The sequence below is a fragment of the Dongia sp. genome (assembly GCF_041906375.1).
GTDB lineage: Bacteria > Pseudomonadota > Alphaproteobacteria > Dongiales > Dongiaceae > Dongia.
Map to the genome: position 1 here is coordinate 100,222 of NZ_JAYRJJ010000004.1, position 14,285 is coordinate 114,506.

Below are 14,285 nucleotides of genomic sequence, written 5' to 3' on the forward strand. Positions count from 1 at the left end.
CGCCCATTCCAAAAGAAAAAAGGCCGGGCTTTGGGCCCGGCCTTCAGTTGGGAGCAGCAAGCTGTTCCTAGGACATGCCTGACTTATTGCTTGGGCGGCGTGGCCGGCCAGCTCTTGATCAGCGTGTCGTAGTCGATGGTCTCGCCTTGCGGCTTCTCGTTGGCGAGTTTCGGGAACGGGGCACCCGGGGCGTCGAACCATTCCTGGGCCGACTTCTTCGGGTTCATCTTCGGGCCGCATTCCTTCTGGACGCCGGACTTCTCGAGACGCTCAAGGACCTTGTCCTGGGCGGCGGCGAGGCTGTCCATGGCTTCCTGCGCAGTCTTGGCGCCCGACGAGGCGTCACCAATGTTCTGCCACCAGAGCTGAGCCAGCTTCGGATAGTCAGGAATATTGGTGCCGGTCGGGGTCCACTGCACGCGGGCCGGCGAGCGATAGAACTCGACCAGACCGCCGAGCTTGGGAGCCCGTTCGGTGAAGCTCTTGTCCCAGATATCGCTCTCGCGGATGAAGGTCAGACCGACATGGCTCTTCTTCAAGCTGACGGTCTTCGAGGTGACGAACTGGGCATAGAGCCAGGCGGCCTTGCGGCGATCGACCGGGGTCGACTTCAGCAGGGTCCAGGAACCGGCGTCCTGATAACCGAGCTTCATGCCTTCCTGCCAATAGGCACCGTGCGGCGACGGAGCCATACGCCATTTCGGCGTACCGTCCGCGTTCACGACCGGCAGGCCGTCCTTCACCATGTCGGCGGTGAAGGCGGTGTACCAGAACATCTGCTGGGCGATGGCACCCTGGGCCGGCACCGGGCCGGATTCAGAGAAGGTCATGCCCGCCGCATTGGCCGGCGCGTACTTCTTCAGCCAGTCGACATACTTCTCGATCGAGTAGACGGCGGCCGGACCATTGGTGTCACCACCCCGTTCGACCGACGAACCCGCCGGGTTGCAGCCTTCGACGCGGATGCCCCATTCGTCAACCGGCAGGCCGTTCGGAATGCCCTTGTCGCCGGAGCCCGCCATCGAGAGCCAGGCATCGGTGAAACGCCAGCCGAGCGACGGATCCTTCTTGCCGTAGTCCATGTGGCCATAGACTTTGACGCCGTCGATTTCCTTGATGTCGTTGGTGAAGAAATCGGCGATGTCTTCATAGGCCGACCAGTTGACCGGCACGCCGAGCTCGTAGCCATACTTGGCCTTGAACTTCGCCTTGATGTCCGGGTTGGTGAACCAGTCATAGCGGAACCAATAGAGGTTCGCGAATTGCTGGTCGGGCAGCTGGTAGACCTTGCCGTCCGGCGCGGTCGTGAACGACAGGCCGATGAAATCCTTCAGGTCGAGATAGGGGTCGGTAACGTCCTTGCCCTCGCCCGCCATCCAGTCGGTCAGCGGAATCGCCTGCTTGTAGCGGAAATGCGTGCCGATGAGGTCGGAATCGTTGACCCAGGCGTCGTAGATATTCTTGCCAGACTGCATCTGCGTCTGGATCTTTTCAACGACGTCACCTTCCTGGATGAGATCGTGCTTCAGCTTGATCCCGGTGATTTCCGTGAAGGCCTTGGCCAGCACTTCAGACTCGTAGGCATGAGTCGTGATGGTTTCGGAGACGACGTTGATCTCCATGCCCTTGAAGGGTTCGGCGGCCTTGATGAACCACTCCATCTCCTTCATCTGGTCTTCTTTGGACAGGGTCGAAGGCTGGAACTCGGAATCGATCCACTTCTTGGCGGCGGCTTCATCAGCCATCGCGTGGACCGGACCGAGGACCAGCAGCAGGACCGCTGCCGACACCCCTGAACGGATTTTCATGCCAGTTCCTCCATGCGTGCGATTGACTTAACGACCCACCCGAGATGCACGCCAACCCAGGCCGGTCTTCTTGTCCCTTGACGGCTCAGACCCAGCGGAAGATCACGCCGGCGAGCCCCAAGGAAATCAGTGTCGCGATCCACACACTCGTCACCTCGAACCCTTCCTCGCCGATCGGCAGCGTCGTGATCGGGTTGTTGCCCATGAGGTAGATCCAGACGATGTGGATGAAGGCCGCGCAAAGCAGAGAGATGAACAGGCGGTCGCCGCGTGTCGTTGGAATACGCAAGCACCCCACCCGCTCGGTTTCCGGCTTGAAGATCGCCAGCAGCGTCATGACGGTTAGCACGCTGGCGAGAAGGATGAAGAAGAGACCCGTCTGCCAGGTCCAGGCCATCCAAGCTGTTTCCATTGTGTAGGCCCTCCCCTTAGACGCGGCCCAGGGCAAAGCCCTTGGCGATGTAGTTGCGGACGAACCAGATGACCAGGGCACCCGGGATGAGCGTCAACACGCCGGCCGCCGACAAAAGCCCCCAATCGACGCCCGAGGCCGAGACCGTGCGAGTCATGATCGAGGAGATCGCCTGGTTGTTGGTGAGCGTGCGCGCCAGCAGCAGCTCGACCCAGGAGAACATGAAGCAGAAGAAGGCGGCGACGCCGATGCCAGAAGCGATGAGCGGCACGAAGATCTTCACGAAGAAACGCGGGAAGGAATAGCCGTCGAGATAGGCCGTCTCGTCGATCTCGCGCGGGACGCCGGACATGAAGCCTTCCAGAATCCAGACCGCCAGCGGCACGTTGAAGATGCAATGTGCCAAGGCGACGGCCCAGGGCGTGTCGAAGAGGCCAACCGCCGAATAGAGATTGAAGAAGGGCAGCGCAAACACCGCCGGCGGGGCCATGCGGTTGGTGAGCAGCCAGAAGAAGAGATGCTTGTCGCCCATGAAGCGGTAGCGCGAGAAGGCATAGGCCGCCGGGAGCGCCACCAAGATCGAGATCACGGTGTTGATGGCGACATAGGTGAGCGAGAAGACGAAGCCGTCGAACCAGGCCGGATTGGTGAAGATCTCATGGTAGTTCTGCAAAGTCGGCGCCGTCGGGAACAGGGTCATCGACGTGGTGATCTCGGTCGTCGTCTTGAAGCTCATATTGATGAGCCAATAGATCGGCAGCATGAGAAAGACGAGGTAAGCCCCGAGGATGAGATGGCGGCTTTTCATGGTGTCAGGCCCCCTTCTCGACCGGGTCGCGCTGCGCGTCGACATTGGTCATGACCGTGTAGAACAGCCAGCACGCAGCGAGGATGATGAGGTTGTAGACGATCGACATGGCGGCAGCAGAGCCGAGGTCGAATTGACCCAGAGCGAGCTTCACCAGATCGATGGAGAGAATGGTGGTGGAATTGCCGGGGCCGCCGCCGGTGACGACGAAGGGCTCGGTATAGATCATGAAGCTGTCCATGAAACGAAGCAGCACGCCGATGAGCAGCACGCGGCGGAGTTTCGGCAGTTCGATCGTCATGAAGACCGCGAAACGCGAGGCGCCGTCGATCTTGGCCGCCTGGTAATAGGCGTCGGGGATCGAGCGAAGACCGGCATAGGAGAGGAGTGCTATGAGCGAGGTCCAGTGCCAGACATCCATCGTGACGATGGTGATCCAGGCGGCGAGCGGCCCCAGGGTGTAGTTATACTCGATGCCAAGATGGTTCACGATCCAGCCCAGCAGGCCGATATCCTCGCGCGCGAAGATCTGCCAGATGGTGCCGACCACGTTCCAGGGAACCAGCAGCGGCAACGCCATGACGACCAGCGTGAAGGCGACGCCGGCGCCCTTCTTGGGCATGCAGAGGCCGACCAGGACACCGAGCGGCACTTCGATGGCAAGGATGATCGCCGAGAAGAGCGCGTTGCGGCCCAGCGAGTCGAAGAAGCGGCCGCCGAGGTCGGTCGAGGGGTCGAGCAACTCCTGGAACCAGCCGAGGCCGTTCCAGAAGAACTCGTTATTGCCGAACGTATCCTGGACCGAATAGTTGACGACCGTCATCAGCGGCACGATCGCGTTGAAGGCGACGATGAGCACCACCGGCAGAGCCAGGAACCAGGCGCGATTGTCGATTGGCTTGTCCATGGTCCCTTATCCTTCCACCAGATGCCCGTCGGCATAGACATGGAGATGCTTCCGATCAACGCTGAGTCGCGCGACATCACCGTCGATGCGCGCATCCTCCGGCATGATGACGGCCATTGGCATGCCGTCGAGCTCGACGCGGGCGATCTGGAAACGGCCAGTATCCTCGACCCGCTTGACCGTCACCGGGATACCGTCGGCATCGCCACCCAGCGTGAGGAATTCGGGACGGATGCCGAGTTCGATCTTCCTGGCGCCTGCCGGTGCCGTGACGGCGCGGCCGAGCGACAGCTGGTGCGAACCGATGCGCGCAACATCGCCGGTGATGTCGGCCGCGATCACGTTCATGCCGGGCGAACCGATAAAATAGCCGACGAAGGTATGCGCCGGACGCTCGAACAATTCCTGCGGCGTGCCAATCTGCACCACTTCGCCGTCATACATGACGATGACCTTGTCGGCGATGGTCAGCGCCTCGGTCTGGTCGTGCGTCACATAGACCATGGTGACGTTGGATTGTTCATGGACGCGCTTCAACTGCGCGCGCAACATCCATTTCATATGCGGATCGATGACGGTCAGGGGCTCGTCGAAGAGGATAGCGCCAACATCCGCGCGCACAAGGCCACGGCCCAGCGAGATCTTCTGCTTCATGTCGGCGGTGAGGCCACGCGCCTTGCGCGAAAGATCGCGTTCGAGATCCAGCATCTTCGCCACTTCGTGCACGCGCGCGTCGATGGCGGCGGCCGGCACATGCCGGTTCTTCAGTGGGAAAGCGAGATTCTGATAGACGGTCATGGTGTCGTAGATGACCGGGAACTGGAAGACCTGGGCGATATTGAGCTTCTCGGTCGGCAGCGCCGTCACATCCTTGCCGTCGAAGAAGATCTGCCCCTGGCTCGGCTTCACCAGGCCGGAGACGATGTTGAGAAGCGTGGTCTTGCCGCAGCCCGAGGGGCCGAGCAGCGCATAGGCGCCGCCCTGCTCCCAGGTCATGTTCATGGGTTTCAGTGCGTAATCCGCCGGCTGGCTCGGATTGGGCTTGTAGGAGTGGGCGAGGTTCTTGAGTTCGATCTTGGCCATGGAGCTTACCTGCCCCCTTCCGATTGCGGGGTGCGCACCAGACGGCCCTGGCCGTCGAACACGAAGAAGCGCGCGGGGTCGAGATAGATGGTGAGATCGGTGCCCGGATTGAGTTCGTAGACGCCGGCCTCGAGTGCGATCCAGCGGAAGCCGCTGACATCGACATGGATGAAGCTCTCGGAGCCGGTGATTTCGCTGACGGCTGTCTTGGCGGCAACCGGCACCAGGCCAGGGCGCTGCGTAACGGCCACATGGTTGGGCCGGAAGCCGACGACATAGCTGCCGGAACCCAGGCCCTGCAGCGTGCCGATCTGCGGGATGTTTTGCCCGTTCGGCAAATGCGCGTGGGCACCGTCGAGAACGAGGTCGACGAAGTTCATCGGCGGATCGGAGAAAACCTCAGCGGTGATGCGGTCATGCGGATGACGATAGACATCGACCGTGCGGCCATATTGCGTGACGCGGCCTTCATGCAGCGTGGCGGTGTTACCACCGAGCAGCAGCGCCTCCGAGGGTTCCGTCGTCGCATAGACGAAGACGGCGCCGGATTCGCTGAAGATGCGCGGCAACTCGGCGCGGAGTTCCTCACGCAGCTTGTAATCAAGATTGGCGAGCGGTTCGTCGAGAAGAACAAGGTCGGCACCCTTCACCAGCGCGCGGGCGATGGCGGTGCGCTGCTGCTGACCGCCGGAAAGTTCCAGCGGCGTGCGCTTGAGATAGGGTTCGAGGCGCAGCAGGGATGCGGCTCGCGCCACCTTGGTCTCGATCTCCGCCCGGGACATACCCTGGACCCGCAGCGGCGAGGCGATGTTCTCATAAACGCTGAGCGCCGGGTAGTTGATGAACTGCTGGTAGACCATGGCGACGTTGCGCTTGCGGACCGGCACCCGCGTCATGTCGCGGCCGTCATAAGTGACGCGGCCCGAACTCGGCTGATCGAGGCCCGCCAACAAGCGCATCAACGTCGTCTTGCCGGAGAGCGTCGCCCCCAGCAACACGTTGATGGTGCCACGTTCCAGGCGCAGCGAGGTGGGGTGGATATGCACCGCCCCCCGCACCGTCAGCCCCACATTTTCAAGCTCGACTGCCACGAAAATCACCTACCCGTTAATGCGGTTGGCGCAGCCGCTGCCATGCGACCGGCGATATAGGCCTGCAGCGCGTCGATATCCGTCGCTGCCATATGCAGGCCCAATTTGGAACGGCGCCAGACGATGTCTTCAGCGCTTCTGGCCCATTCCTGGTCCATGAGATAATTAACCTCCGCCTCGGTCAAGCTGGGACCGAATTTGCGGCCGAGATCGCCGGCACTCCTGGCGTTGTCCAGGATGCGCAGGGCGCGCGTGCCATAGGCGCGGATGAGGCGGCGCGCTTGCTTCAACTCGAGGAACGGGAATTTCTGCTGCAAGGAACCCACCTGGGCCGCGAATGCATTAACGGGGAAATCGCCGCCCGGCAGAGTGCCCGCGGCTGTCCACGGCGCCTTCATGGCCGGAAAGAACGGCTGCAGCTTCTCGAGCGCCGCTTCAGCCAGGCGCCGATAGGTGGTGATCTTGCCGCCGAAGACCGACAGCAGCGGCGCTTCGCCGGCCTTCTGGTCGAGCTTCAGCACATAATCGCGCGTCGCATCCTGCGCCTTGCTGGCGCCGTCATCGTAAAGCGGCCGGATACCGGCATAGGTCCAGCGGATATTGGCGCGCGTCACCGCCGCCTGGAAATATTCGTTGGCGGCGGAAAGCAGGTAATCGGTCTCGGCTTCCGAGATCGCGACCTTGCCGGGTTCGCCCTGGTAATCGGCATCGGTGGTGCCGATCAGCGTGAAGTCCTGCTCATAGGGGATGGCGAAGCAGATGCGGCCATCGGCATTCTGGAAGATATAGGCGCGGTCGTGGTCGAACAGTTTTTCAACGACGATATGGCTGCCCTTCACGGTGCGGATCTTGTCCGGCGCATTCATGCCGACGGCGCCACCGAGGAAGCTCGAGACCCAGGGCCCGGCCGCATTGACGAGTGCGCGCGCCTTGATCTCGGTCACGGCGCCATTCTCGCTTTCGAGGCGGATGTTCCACAGATCACCGACGCGACGCGCCGAACTGCAGCGGGTGCGCACATGGATGGCGGCACCGCGTTCGGCGGCATCGCGCGCGTTCAAGGCCACCAGGCGCGCATCCTCGACCCAGCAATCCGAATATTCGAAAGCATGCGTGAAGCCCGGCTTCAACGGTGCCCCGGCCGCGTCATGCCGGAGGTCGATGCTGCGGGTGCCGGGCAGGATCTTGCGGCCGCCGAGATTGTCGTAAAGGAACAGCCCTAAGCGGATGAACCAGCGGGGGCGCAAGCCCTTGTGGTGCGGGAGGATGAACCGGAGCGGCCAGATGATATGGGGTGCCGCGCGTAACAGCACTTCGCGCTCGATCAGCGCCTCGCGCACCAAGCGGAATTCGTAATGTTCGAGATAGCGCAATCCGCCATGGATCAGCTTCGTCGATGCAGAGGACGTCCCGCTGGCGAGGTCGTTCTGCTCGGCAAGCAGGACCTTGAGGCCGCGGCCGACGGCATCGCGCGCGATTCCGCATCCGTTGATGCCACCGCCGATGACGGCAATGTCGAAGATTTCGGCCCCGTTGGGCATGATCTGGCACTTCCTCCGCATCCGATCACCGCCGACCCCGATCTTTGTGAAAATCGGGCCTTGGCTCGCCAAAGACAGCTACCTTGCTGCCAGAGGCGGCGTCGTTGCAGGTGATCAGTTTCGTTACTTTCGCTGCGGATCGTGAAACGAAACTAAACGAAAGACAAGGGAAAATATCCTGGCGCTTCTGGTTCGAATCCACTCAGATCCGAGGGATAAACGCACCAAACGAACGGGCTGATTTGCGTGTTTCGCAGATGCGAAAGATGGCCTAACCGCCTAGACGGGCTCGGATTCCTCCACCATTTCGTCCGCTGGGGCGCCGGGCGCCACCGCAATGGTGGTGCCGCTGTGGCGGCAGATCTCAGCGATGCCTTCCGGCGGATTGCGGTCGGTGACGAAGATGTTGATCTCGGAAAGATGGCCGATGCGCACGGGCGCGGTGCGGGTGAACTTCATCGAATCGGCCACCAGGATGACATTGCGCGCATTGGCGATGATCGCCTGCGCCACACGGACCTCGCGATAGTCGAAATCGAGCAAAGCGCCGTCATCGTCGATGGCCGAGACGCCGATGACGGCGTAGTCGACCTTGAACTGCGACATGAAATCGACCGCCTGCTCGCCGACGATGCCGCCATCCGACCGGCGCAGCATGCCGCCGGCGACGATCACGTCGATACGCTGCGAGGGCAGCAGGATGCCGGCCACATGGATATTGTTGGTGATGACCAGCAGGCCTTCATGGGCGCGAAGGGCGCGCGCCACCTCTTCCGTCGTCGTGCCGATATTGATGAAGAGCGACGAACCGTTGGAAATGAGGCTGGCGGCATGTTCGCCGATGCGCCGCTTCTCATCGTCCGCCAGATGCCGGCGGGCCTCATAGGCCACGTTCTCGACGCCGGAGGCCAGGATGGCCCCGCCATGGGTGCGGGTCAGCAGCCGCTGGCCACAGAGGTCATTCAGATCCTTGCGGATGGTCTGCGGGGTCACGTCGAATTTGGCAGCCAGTTCCTCGACATTGACCCGGCCGTTGAGGCGGGCAAGGCCAAGGATCTCATTCTGGCGCGGCGTCGGCGTGAACATGGGCAAGAATCCGGATCAACTGGCGGGTGGCGCAGCTTAGTCACCCGACGGGGCGCCTGCCAATCCAGTTTCGACAGGGATCAGCGTTTGCGCCGCAGATTGCGCAACTCGGCAAGGCCCACGACCCGGAACAGCAGGACAAGGCCGGCAAAGACCGCCGCCGCGATGGCGATAATGGCGACCAGGGCGACGATCTGGGTATGGGTCGCTGCGGCCTGCCCCGGCCAGAGCCAGAAGACGGCAGCCCAGGTGGCGAACCCCAGGCCGATGCAGCAGAGGAGGAGACGCGGCAGGGTCCGCTTCGAGCGTGCGTCGAGGCGGAGGAAGCCGCGGCGATAGAGGATGGTGCCGAGCAGGATCGCGTTGACCCAGGCCGAAGCCATGGCACCGATGGCGACACCGATATAGCCGAAGGGCAAGGTCAATGAGAAGCTGATGGCGATATTGACGCCGACCGAGATCACCGCCTGGCGGAAAGGTGTCGTCGTATCCTCGCGCGCCAGGAAGGCGGCGGTCAGCGCCTTGTTGGCGACATAGGCAGGCAAGCCCGCCGACATGATCATCAGCGCGAGCGAGACGTTTTGCGCATCCTCCGGGGTGAACTTGTCGCGCTGATAGACCGTGGTGACGATCGGCAAGGCCGCGACAATCAGGCCCACCATCGACGGCAGAGAGAAGACGAGACCCAGTTCCAGCGCCCGGTTCTGCATATGCATGGCACCCTGCGGATCATCGCTGCGGAGCGCTCGCGTGAGTGCCGGCAACAAAACGACGCCGATCGCCGATCCGATAAGTGCCAAGGGCAATTGATAGAGACGATCGGCGTAATAGATGACCGAGACCGAGCCCGGGTGAAGCGTCGCAAGAATCGTGGAGACGACGAGATTGATCTGCACCACGCTGGCGCCGAACAGGCCGGGCACCATCAGCTTGAAGAGTTGCACGGCATCGGGCGTGAGACGCGGCAGCGGCAAGCGCAGGCGGAGGCCCGCGCGGTGACAGGCGCTGGTCAGCCAGAGGAACTGCACCAGGCCGGAAAGCGTCACGGACCAGGCGAGCGCTTCGCCGACGAAGAGCTCGTTGCCTTTGATGAACCACATGGTGGCGATGAGGATGGCGTTGAGGATGACGGGCGCCACCGCATTCTCGGCGAACTTTTGAAGCCCGTTGAGCATGCCGCCCTGCAGCGCGCAGAGCGACATGAAGACGATGTAGGGAAAGGTGATGCTGGTGAAGAGCACCGCCGCCTGGAATTTCGCCGGATCGGCATCGAAGCCGGGTGCAAAAATGTGGATGAGCCAGGGCATCGCCAATTCCGCCCCCACCAGCACCACGAGGAGCGCGATGAGGAGGAGCGAGAGTACCTGTTCGGCAAAGATCCGGGCGCCCGACATGCCGCGCTCGGTGAGGTGCCGCGTGAAGACGGGCACGAAGGCCGCGCTGAAGGCCCCTTCGGCAAAAATCTGCCTGAGCAGATTGGGCAGCCGCATGGCGACGATGAAGGCGTCGGCGATGGGGCCGGTGCCGAAAATCTGCGCGATCAGCACCTCGCGCACGAAGCCGAGGATGCGGCTCATCAAGGTCATGCCGCCAACGGTGGCGAAGGAGCGCAGGGAAAACATCTGAGACGGATACTCTCGCGGGGCTGGGCATCACAAACCGGGGCGACACGGAATCGCCAAGCAATCTGAGGTGTTTAGCATAGAGCGAAGCGGTCACGGGCGGATTTTGACCCTGCCCGCCCAATCCGGCGGCCCTAAGAAAAACTTGTGGCCTTTTCAAGTGAAGCTCGTTTGTCTACTATATCGATAGAGATTTAGTATTTCTTCCAACCAGACACCCGTCTGGGGACAGAAACCGGCGCGTCAGCCGCGCCATTGGAGGCTAAGATGTTGATTTCGCGACGTTCCCTTTCCATCGCGGTGATCCTGGCGGCCCTCGCCACAACGCAGCTGCCATCCCTGGCGCAAGCTGAAACCAAGCTGCTGAACGTGTCCTATGACCCGACCCGCGAGCTTTACAAGGCGTTCAACGACGCCTTCGCCGCCCATTGGAAGAAGGAGACCGGCGAGGATCTCAGCATCGAGGCCTCTCATGGTGGGTCGGGCAAGCAGGCCCGCGCCGTGATCGATGGACTTGAGGCCGACGTGGTCACCCTGGCCCTTGCCTACGACATCGATGAGATCGCCGCCAAGGGCGGGCTCCTCAGCGCCGATTGGCAGGCAAAGCTGCCGCATAATTCATCGCCCTATACCTCGACCATCGTTTTCCTCGTCCGGAAGGGCAATCCGAAGGGCATCCAGGATTGGGGCGATCTCACCAAGGAAGGCGTCGAAGTGATCACGCCCAATCCGAAGACCTCGGGCGGTGCGCGTTGGAACTATCTGGCGGCCTGGGGCTGGGCGTTGAAGCAGCCGGGTGGTTCGCCGGAAACGGCCAAGGCCTTCGTGCAGAATCTTTATAAGCACGTACCGGTACTGGATAGCGGCGCGCGAGGCTCCACGACCACCTTCGTCCAGCGCGGCATCGGCGACGTTCTGCTGGCCTGGGAGAACGAGGCATTCCTGGCGGTGAAGGAACTGGGCCCGGACCAGTTCGACATCGTCGTCCCCAGCGTCAGCATCCTCGCCGAGCCGCCGGTCGCGGTGGTCGACAAGGTGGTCGATGCGCGCGGCACCCGCAAAGTCGCGGAAGCCTATCTCAACTATCTCTACACGCCGGAAGGCCAGGAGATCGCCGCAAAGAACTTCTACCGCCCGACGGATCCCAAGATTGCCGCGGAACATGAGAAGGATTTCCCCAAGGTCAATCTCATCACCATCGACGACACCTTCGGCGGCTGGAAAAAGGCGCAGCCCGAGCATTTCGGCGATGGCGGGACCTTCGACCAGATCTATCAGACGGCGAATTGATCGGCAGCTTTTTTAGGGTGAAATGAAAACGGGGCCAGAGATGGCCCCGTTTTGTTTGTTTGGATTTGTTGAGGTCGTCCGCCATTCTGTTCGTCATCCCCAGGCCCTGTCGGCGCTTGCCGACATGCGTCAGCGGGGACCCGGGGATCCACTGCTTGCCGACGAGATTGGATGCCCGGCCAGCCGACGAATGTCGGCATTCGCCGACGGTGCCCGGCATGACGAAAGGGACCTTACAGCAACCGCTCCGCCAGCGCCGCGCAGGCGATGCGGAGGTCGGGGACGGCGATGATCTCCCAGAAGGTACCCTTGGTGATGGGGCCGATGGCGTGGAGATCGGGTGTCGCATTGCCTTCGGCATCGATGACATTGCCATGGCGGTCCACGTCGAGGCCGAGGCGCAAGGGATCGGGCCGGACCTGCCCGCTGGCCAGCAGATGCTGGATGAGTTTCTGGTCGAGCCTGGTCGCATCGGAGCGCGGACCGGAGCAGTCGATCACACGGTCGACGATCACTTCGCGCCTTCCATTGTCGCCGCGCAGGTTAATGGTAACCAGACTGGTGTCGTCGAGGCGGGCCATATCGCCGATGCGGCCCTTGAGGAGTTCGACCTGGCCCGACCCGATGGCTTGCTCGATTCGTGCCATCACCCTGGGTGCTGCCCGGTGACGATGCGCGTCCCACCAGGGACGCAGGTGCCGCAGGAAGCGGGCGCGTTCAGGGAGCGACATTTCCTGCCACAGGCGCTGGGTATGCGGCCGCAGACCATCGATGGCCGCACGCCAGCCGACGCCGGCACTTTCGGCAATGCGGGCAATGCCACGCACCTCGCGCAGCAGTTTGACGAGATTACGACCGGAGGGCGGCAGCTCGTATTGCCACGGTGCCGGCACGGCGGCATGGACCCGCGGCAGCAGGCCGCGGCGCGAGAGCGCATAGATCTTGCCGGTGTGGCCGCGATCCTGCAGCGACAGCACCGTGTCGATGAAGGTGAGGCCGGTGCCAAGCATGAGCACCGGCGCATCGGGGGCGAGGCCCTCAAAGCAGGTCGAGCTCCAGGGATCGCCGAAATAGCCTGGCGTCGAGGCGGTCGGTGGGAAATTGCCGACGGCCAGCACGACATGATCGACGGGATAGCGGCGACCAACGGCGAGTTCCAGCGACAGGCCCTTGCCGTCGCGATGCAATGCCACCGCTTCATCCGTCAGCAGGAAGAAGTTGTGCCCCTGACCTTCGCGCCAGATCTTGTCGCCGAGCAGCTCCTGGATGTAGTTGCCGTAGACGCGACGCGGCACGAATGTCGACGCACCCAGGGTCGCGGTATTGGGTTCCCCGATCCCGGCCCGTTGGTCGGCCGGCAGGTTCTGCAGCCAGCGCACGAAATGGTCCGGCTGATCCGGGAAGGCACTCATATTGCCGGCGCGGACATTCAGCAGGTGATTGGGATTTCCCGTCGTGTAAGCAAGGCCGCGACCGAAATTCTGATTGCGCTCGACAAGATAAATGCGGTCTTCCGGCCGACACCGCCGCAACAGATGCAGGGCCAGCAGCGAACCGCTGAACCCGCCACCGATGATGGCTATGCGCCGTCCGCTACGATCGCCGACAGCCGCCATGATTAGCTCAGAACGGCCTGTCGCCGAGAATGGTGGCGCGGTGCATCACGCGCCGGTGCGGCAGGTAATCGGCCACCGCGTAATGCTGGGTCGAGCGGTTGTCCCACATGGCCACATCGTTCGCCTTCCAGCGATGTCGCACCTGGAAGTCCGGCCTGTTCACATGGGTGAAAAGCAGGTCGAGCACCAGGCGGCTTTCGGTCGCCGACAGTTCGTTGATGCGCGTGGTGAAGCCTTCGTTGACGAAAAGCCCCTTGGCGCCGCTGACCGGATGGGTGCGGATGACAGGATGCTTCACCGGCTTGTTTTTGGCCTTGGCCGCCAGCCATTTCTTCTCTTCCGCAGGTGTCCGCGCGTAGCGTTCCGCCGGAAAGGATTTGGCAAAATCATGCGTCGCCGTCAGGCGTTCCAGGAAAGCGCGGAAAGCGGGCGAGAGTGCATTGAAAGCCGCCTCATTGTTGACCCAGAGGGTGTCGCCACCGGTCGGCGGCAGTTCCTTTGCATAGAGCACGGCGCCCAGCGGCGGCGTTTCGATGAAGGTGACGTCGGTGTGCCAATTATCGTTGTCCGGCAGATTCTCGGTGCCCGTGTCGATCACGATGATCTCGGGCACATCCTCGACCTGCGGATAGATCGGGTGGATATGCAGCTTGCCGAAGGCGGCGGCGAAGTTGCGCTGCTGCTGCGGCGTGATGATCTGGTCTTCGAAGAACAGGACCTTATGCGCGATGAGGGCGTCGCCCAGCTTCTCGCGGCTGGCAGCATCAAGCGGGCGGCCAAGATCGATGCCGCCGACCCGCGCACCGATCGCGGGCCCCAAGGGCTCGACTTTGATGCGGTCGGCGATGATGCGATTGCTCACGTGGTCCCACCTTTCCCAGGCTTTCAAATACGCGTTCGCTGAGGCAGTCTTTGTGCCTGCACATGCCGCCCTTCCAGCGCTGAAGATAAATCTCTACTGACTTAGTAGACAAGCAAGCGTTTCTTGCGACAGGGCCGAGTTTTCCTTAACTGGATCCTG

The 14,285-nt window shown here is 62.3% G+C and carries 12 protein-coding genes; 1 reads left to right on the forward strand and 11 read right to left on the reverse strand.

What is annotated here, in order from left to right:
• Positions 1 to 83: 83 nt before the first annotated feature.
• The 9 genes from ACE3OA_RS14370 to murJ form a co-directional block, all read right to left on the reverse strand.
• Positions 84 to 1,808, reverse strand: a complete 1,725-nt coding sequence (locus ACE3OA_RS14370) for an ABC transporter substrate-binding protein (protein ID WP_374311840.1) — start codon at positions 1,806 to 1,808, stop codon at positions 84 to 86.
• Between the two features lie 85 nt (positions 1,809 to 1,893).
• Positions 1,894 to 2,220, reverse strand: coding sequence for a DUF2160 domain-containing protein (locus tag ACE3OA_RS14375; protein ID WP_374311842.1), 327 nt, complete (start codon positions 2,218 to 2,220; stop codon positions 1,894 to 1,896).
• Positions 2,221 to 2,236: 16 nt separating this feature from the next.
• Positions 2,237 to 3,028 (reverse strand): carbohydrate ABC transporter permease, encoded by a 792-nt coding sequence (locus ACE3OA_RS14380; protein WP_374311844.1) that lies wholly within the window; start codon positions 3,026 to 3,028, stop codon positions 2,237 to 2,239.
• Positions 3,029 to 3,032: 4 nt separating this feature from the next.
• Positions 3,033 to 3,935 (reverse strand): carbohydrate ABC transporter permease, encoded by a 903-nt coding sequence (locus tag ACE3OA_RS14385; protein WP_374311846.1) that lies wholly within the window; start codon positions 3,933 to 3,935, stop codon positions 3,033 to 3,035.
• Between the two features lie 6 nt (positions 3,936 to 3,941).
• Positions 3,942 to 5,018: an ABC transporter ATP-binding protein gene (locus ACE3OA_RS14390; protein ID WP_374311848.1), complete on the reverse strand. Its 1,077-nt coding sequence runs from the start codon at positions 5,016 to 5,018 to the stop codon at positions 3,942 to 3,944.
• 5 nt (positions 5,019 to 5,023) lie between these two features.
• Positions 5,024 to 6,109: an ABC transporter ATP-binding protein gene (locus ACE3OA_RS14395; RefSeq protein ID WP_374311850.1), complete on the reverse strand. Its 1,086-nt coding sequence runs from the start codon at positions 6,107 to 6,109 to the stop codon at positions 5,024 to 5,026.
• Positions 6,110 to 6,114: 5 nt separating this feature from the next.
• Positions 6,115 to 7,650 carry a glycerol-3-phosphate dehydrogenase gene (gene glpD, locus ACE3OA_RS14400; protein WP_374311852.1) on the reverse strand — a complete coding sequence of 512 codons (1,536 nt, stop codon included), beginning with the start codon at positions 7,648 to 7,650 and terminating at the stop codon, positions 6,115 to 6,117.
• Between the two features lie 279 nt (positions 7,651 to 7,929).
• Positions 7,930 to 8,736, reverse strand: coding sequence for a DeoR/GlpR family DNA-binding transcription regulator (locus ACE3OA_RS14405; protein WP_374311854.1), 807 nt, complete (start codon positions 8,734 to 8,736; stop codon positions 7,930 to 7,932).
• Between the two features lie 80 nt (positions 8,737 to 8,816).
• On the reverse strand, positions 8,817 to 10,358 hold the full coding sequence (murJ, locus tag ACE3OA_RS14410; protein WP_374311856.1) for a murein biosynthesis integral membrane protein MurJ: 1,542 nt from the start codon (positions 10,356 to 10,358) through the stop codon (positions 8,817 to 8,819).
• Between the two features lie 267 nt (positions 10,359 to 10,625).
• On the opposite strand from murJ, the gene ACE3OA_RS14415 reads away from it, so the two are divergent.
• Positions 10,626 to 11,648 (forward strand): sulfate ABC transporter substrate-binding protein, encoded by a 1,023-nt coding sequence (locus ACE3OA_RS14415; RefSeq protein WP_374311858.1) that lies wholly within the window; start codon positions 10,626 to 10,628, stop codon positions 11,646 to 11,648.
• A 233-nt stretch (positions 11,649 to 11,881) separates the two neighbouring features.
• Here the strand turns inward: ACE3OA_RS14415 and ACE3OA_RS14420 are convergent, their stop codons facing one another.
• Together ACE3OA_RS14420 and tauD are read right to left on the reverse strand one after the other, a co-directional pair.
• Positions 11,882 to 13,264, reverse strand: a complete 1,383-nt coding sequence (locus tag ACE3OA_RS14420) for an FAD/NAD(P)-binding protein (RefSeq protein ID WP_374311860.1) — start codon at positions 13,262 to 13,264, stop codon at positions 11,882 to 11,884.
• Between the two features lie 7 nt (positions 13,265 to 13,271).
• Positions 13,272 to 14,126 (reverse strand): taurine dioxygenase, encoded by an 855-nt coding sequence (gene tauD / locus ACE3OA_RS14425; RefSeq protein WP_374311862.1) that lies wholly within the window; start codon positions 14,124 to 14,126, stop codon positions 13,272 to 13,274.
• Between the last annotated feature and the right edge of the window lie 159 nt (positions 14,127 to 14,285).

Bases quoted from the DNA above. Each gene is read 5' to 3' on its own strand.
- ACE3OA_RS14370 (WP_374311840.1), bottom strand. From the start codon at position 1,808: ATGAAAATCCGTTCAGGGGTGTCGGCAGCGGTCCTGCTGCTGGTCCTC.
- ACE3OA_RS14375 (WP_374311842.1), bottom strand. From the start codon at position 2,220: ATGGAAACAGCTTGGATGGCCTGGACCTGGCAGACGGGTCTCTTCTTC.
- ACE3OA_RS14380 (WP_374311844.1), bottom strand. From the start codon at position 3,028: ATGAAAAGCCGCCATCTCATCCTCGGGGCTTACCTCGTCTTTCTCATG.
- ACE3OA_RS14385 (WP_374311846.1), bottom strand. From the start codon at position 3,935: ATGGACAAGCCAATCGACAATCGCGCCTGGTTCCTGGCTCTGCCGGTG.
- ACE3OA_RS14390 (WP_374311848.1), bottom strand. From the start codon at position 5,018: ATGGCCAAGATCGAACTCAAGAACCTCGCCCACTCCTACAAGCCCAAT.
- glpD (WP_374311852.1), bottom strand. From the start codon at position 7,650: ATGCCCAACGGGGCCGAAATCTTCGACATTGCCGTCATCGGCGGTGGC.
- ACE3OA_RS14405 (WP_374311854.1), bottom strand. From the start codon at position 8,736: ATGTTCACGCCGACGCCGCGCCAGAATGAGATCCTTGGCCTTGCCCGC.
- murJ (WP_374311856.1), bottom strand. From the start codon at position 10,358: ATGTTTTCCCTGCGCTCCTTCGCCACCGTTGGCGGCATGACCTTGATG.
- ACE3OA_RS14415 (WP_374311858.1), top strand. From the start codon at position 10,626: ATGTTGATTTCGCGACGTTCCCTTTCCATCGCGGTGATCCTGGCGGCC.
- ACE3OA_RS14420 (WP_374311860.1), bottom strand. From the start codon at position 13,264: ATGGCGGCTGTCGGCGATCGTAGCGGACGGCGCATAGCCATCATCGGT.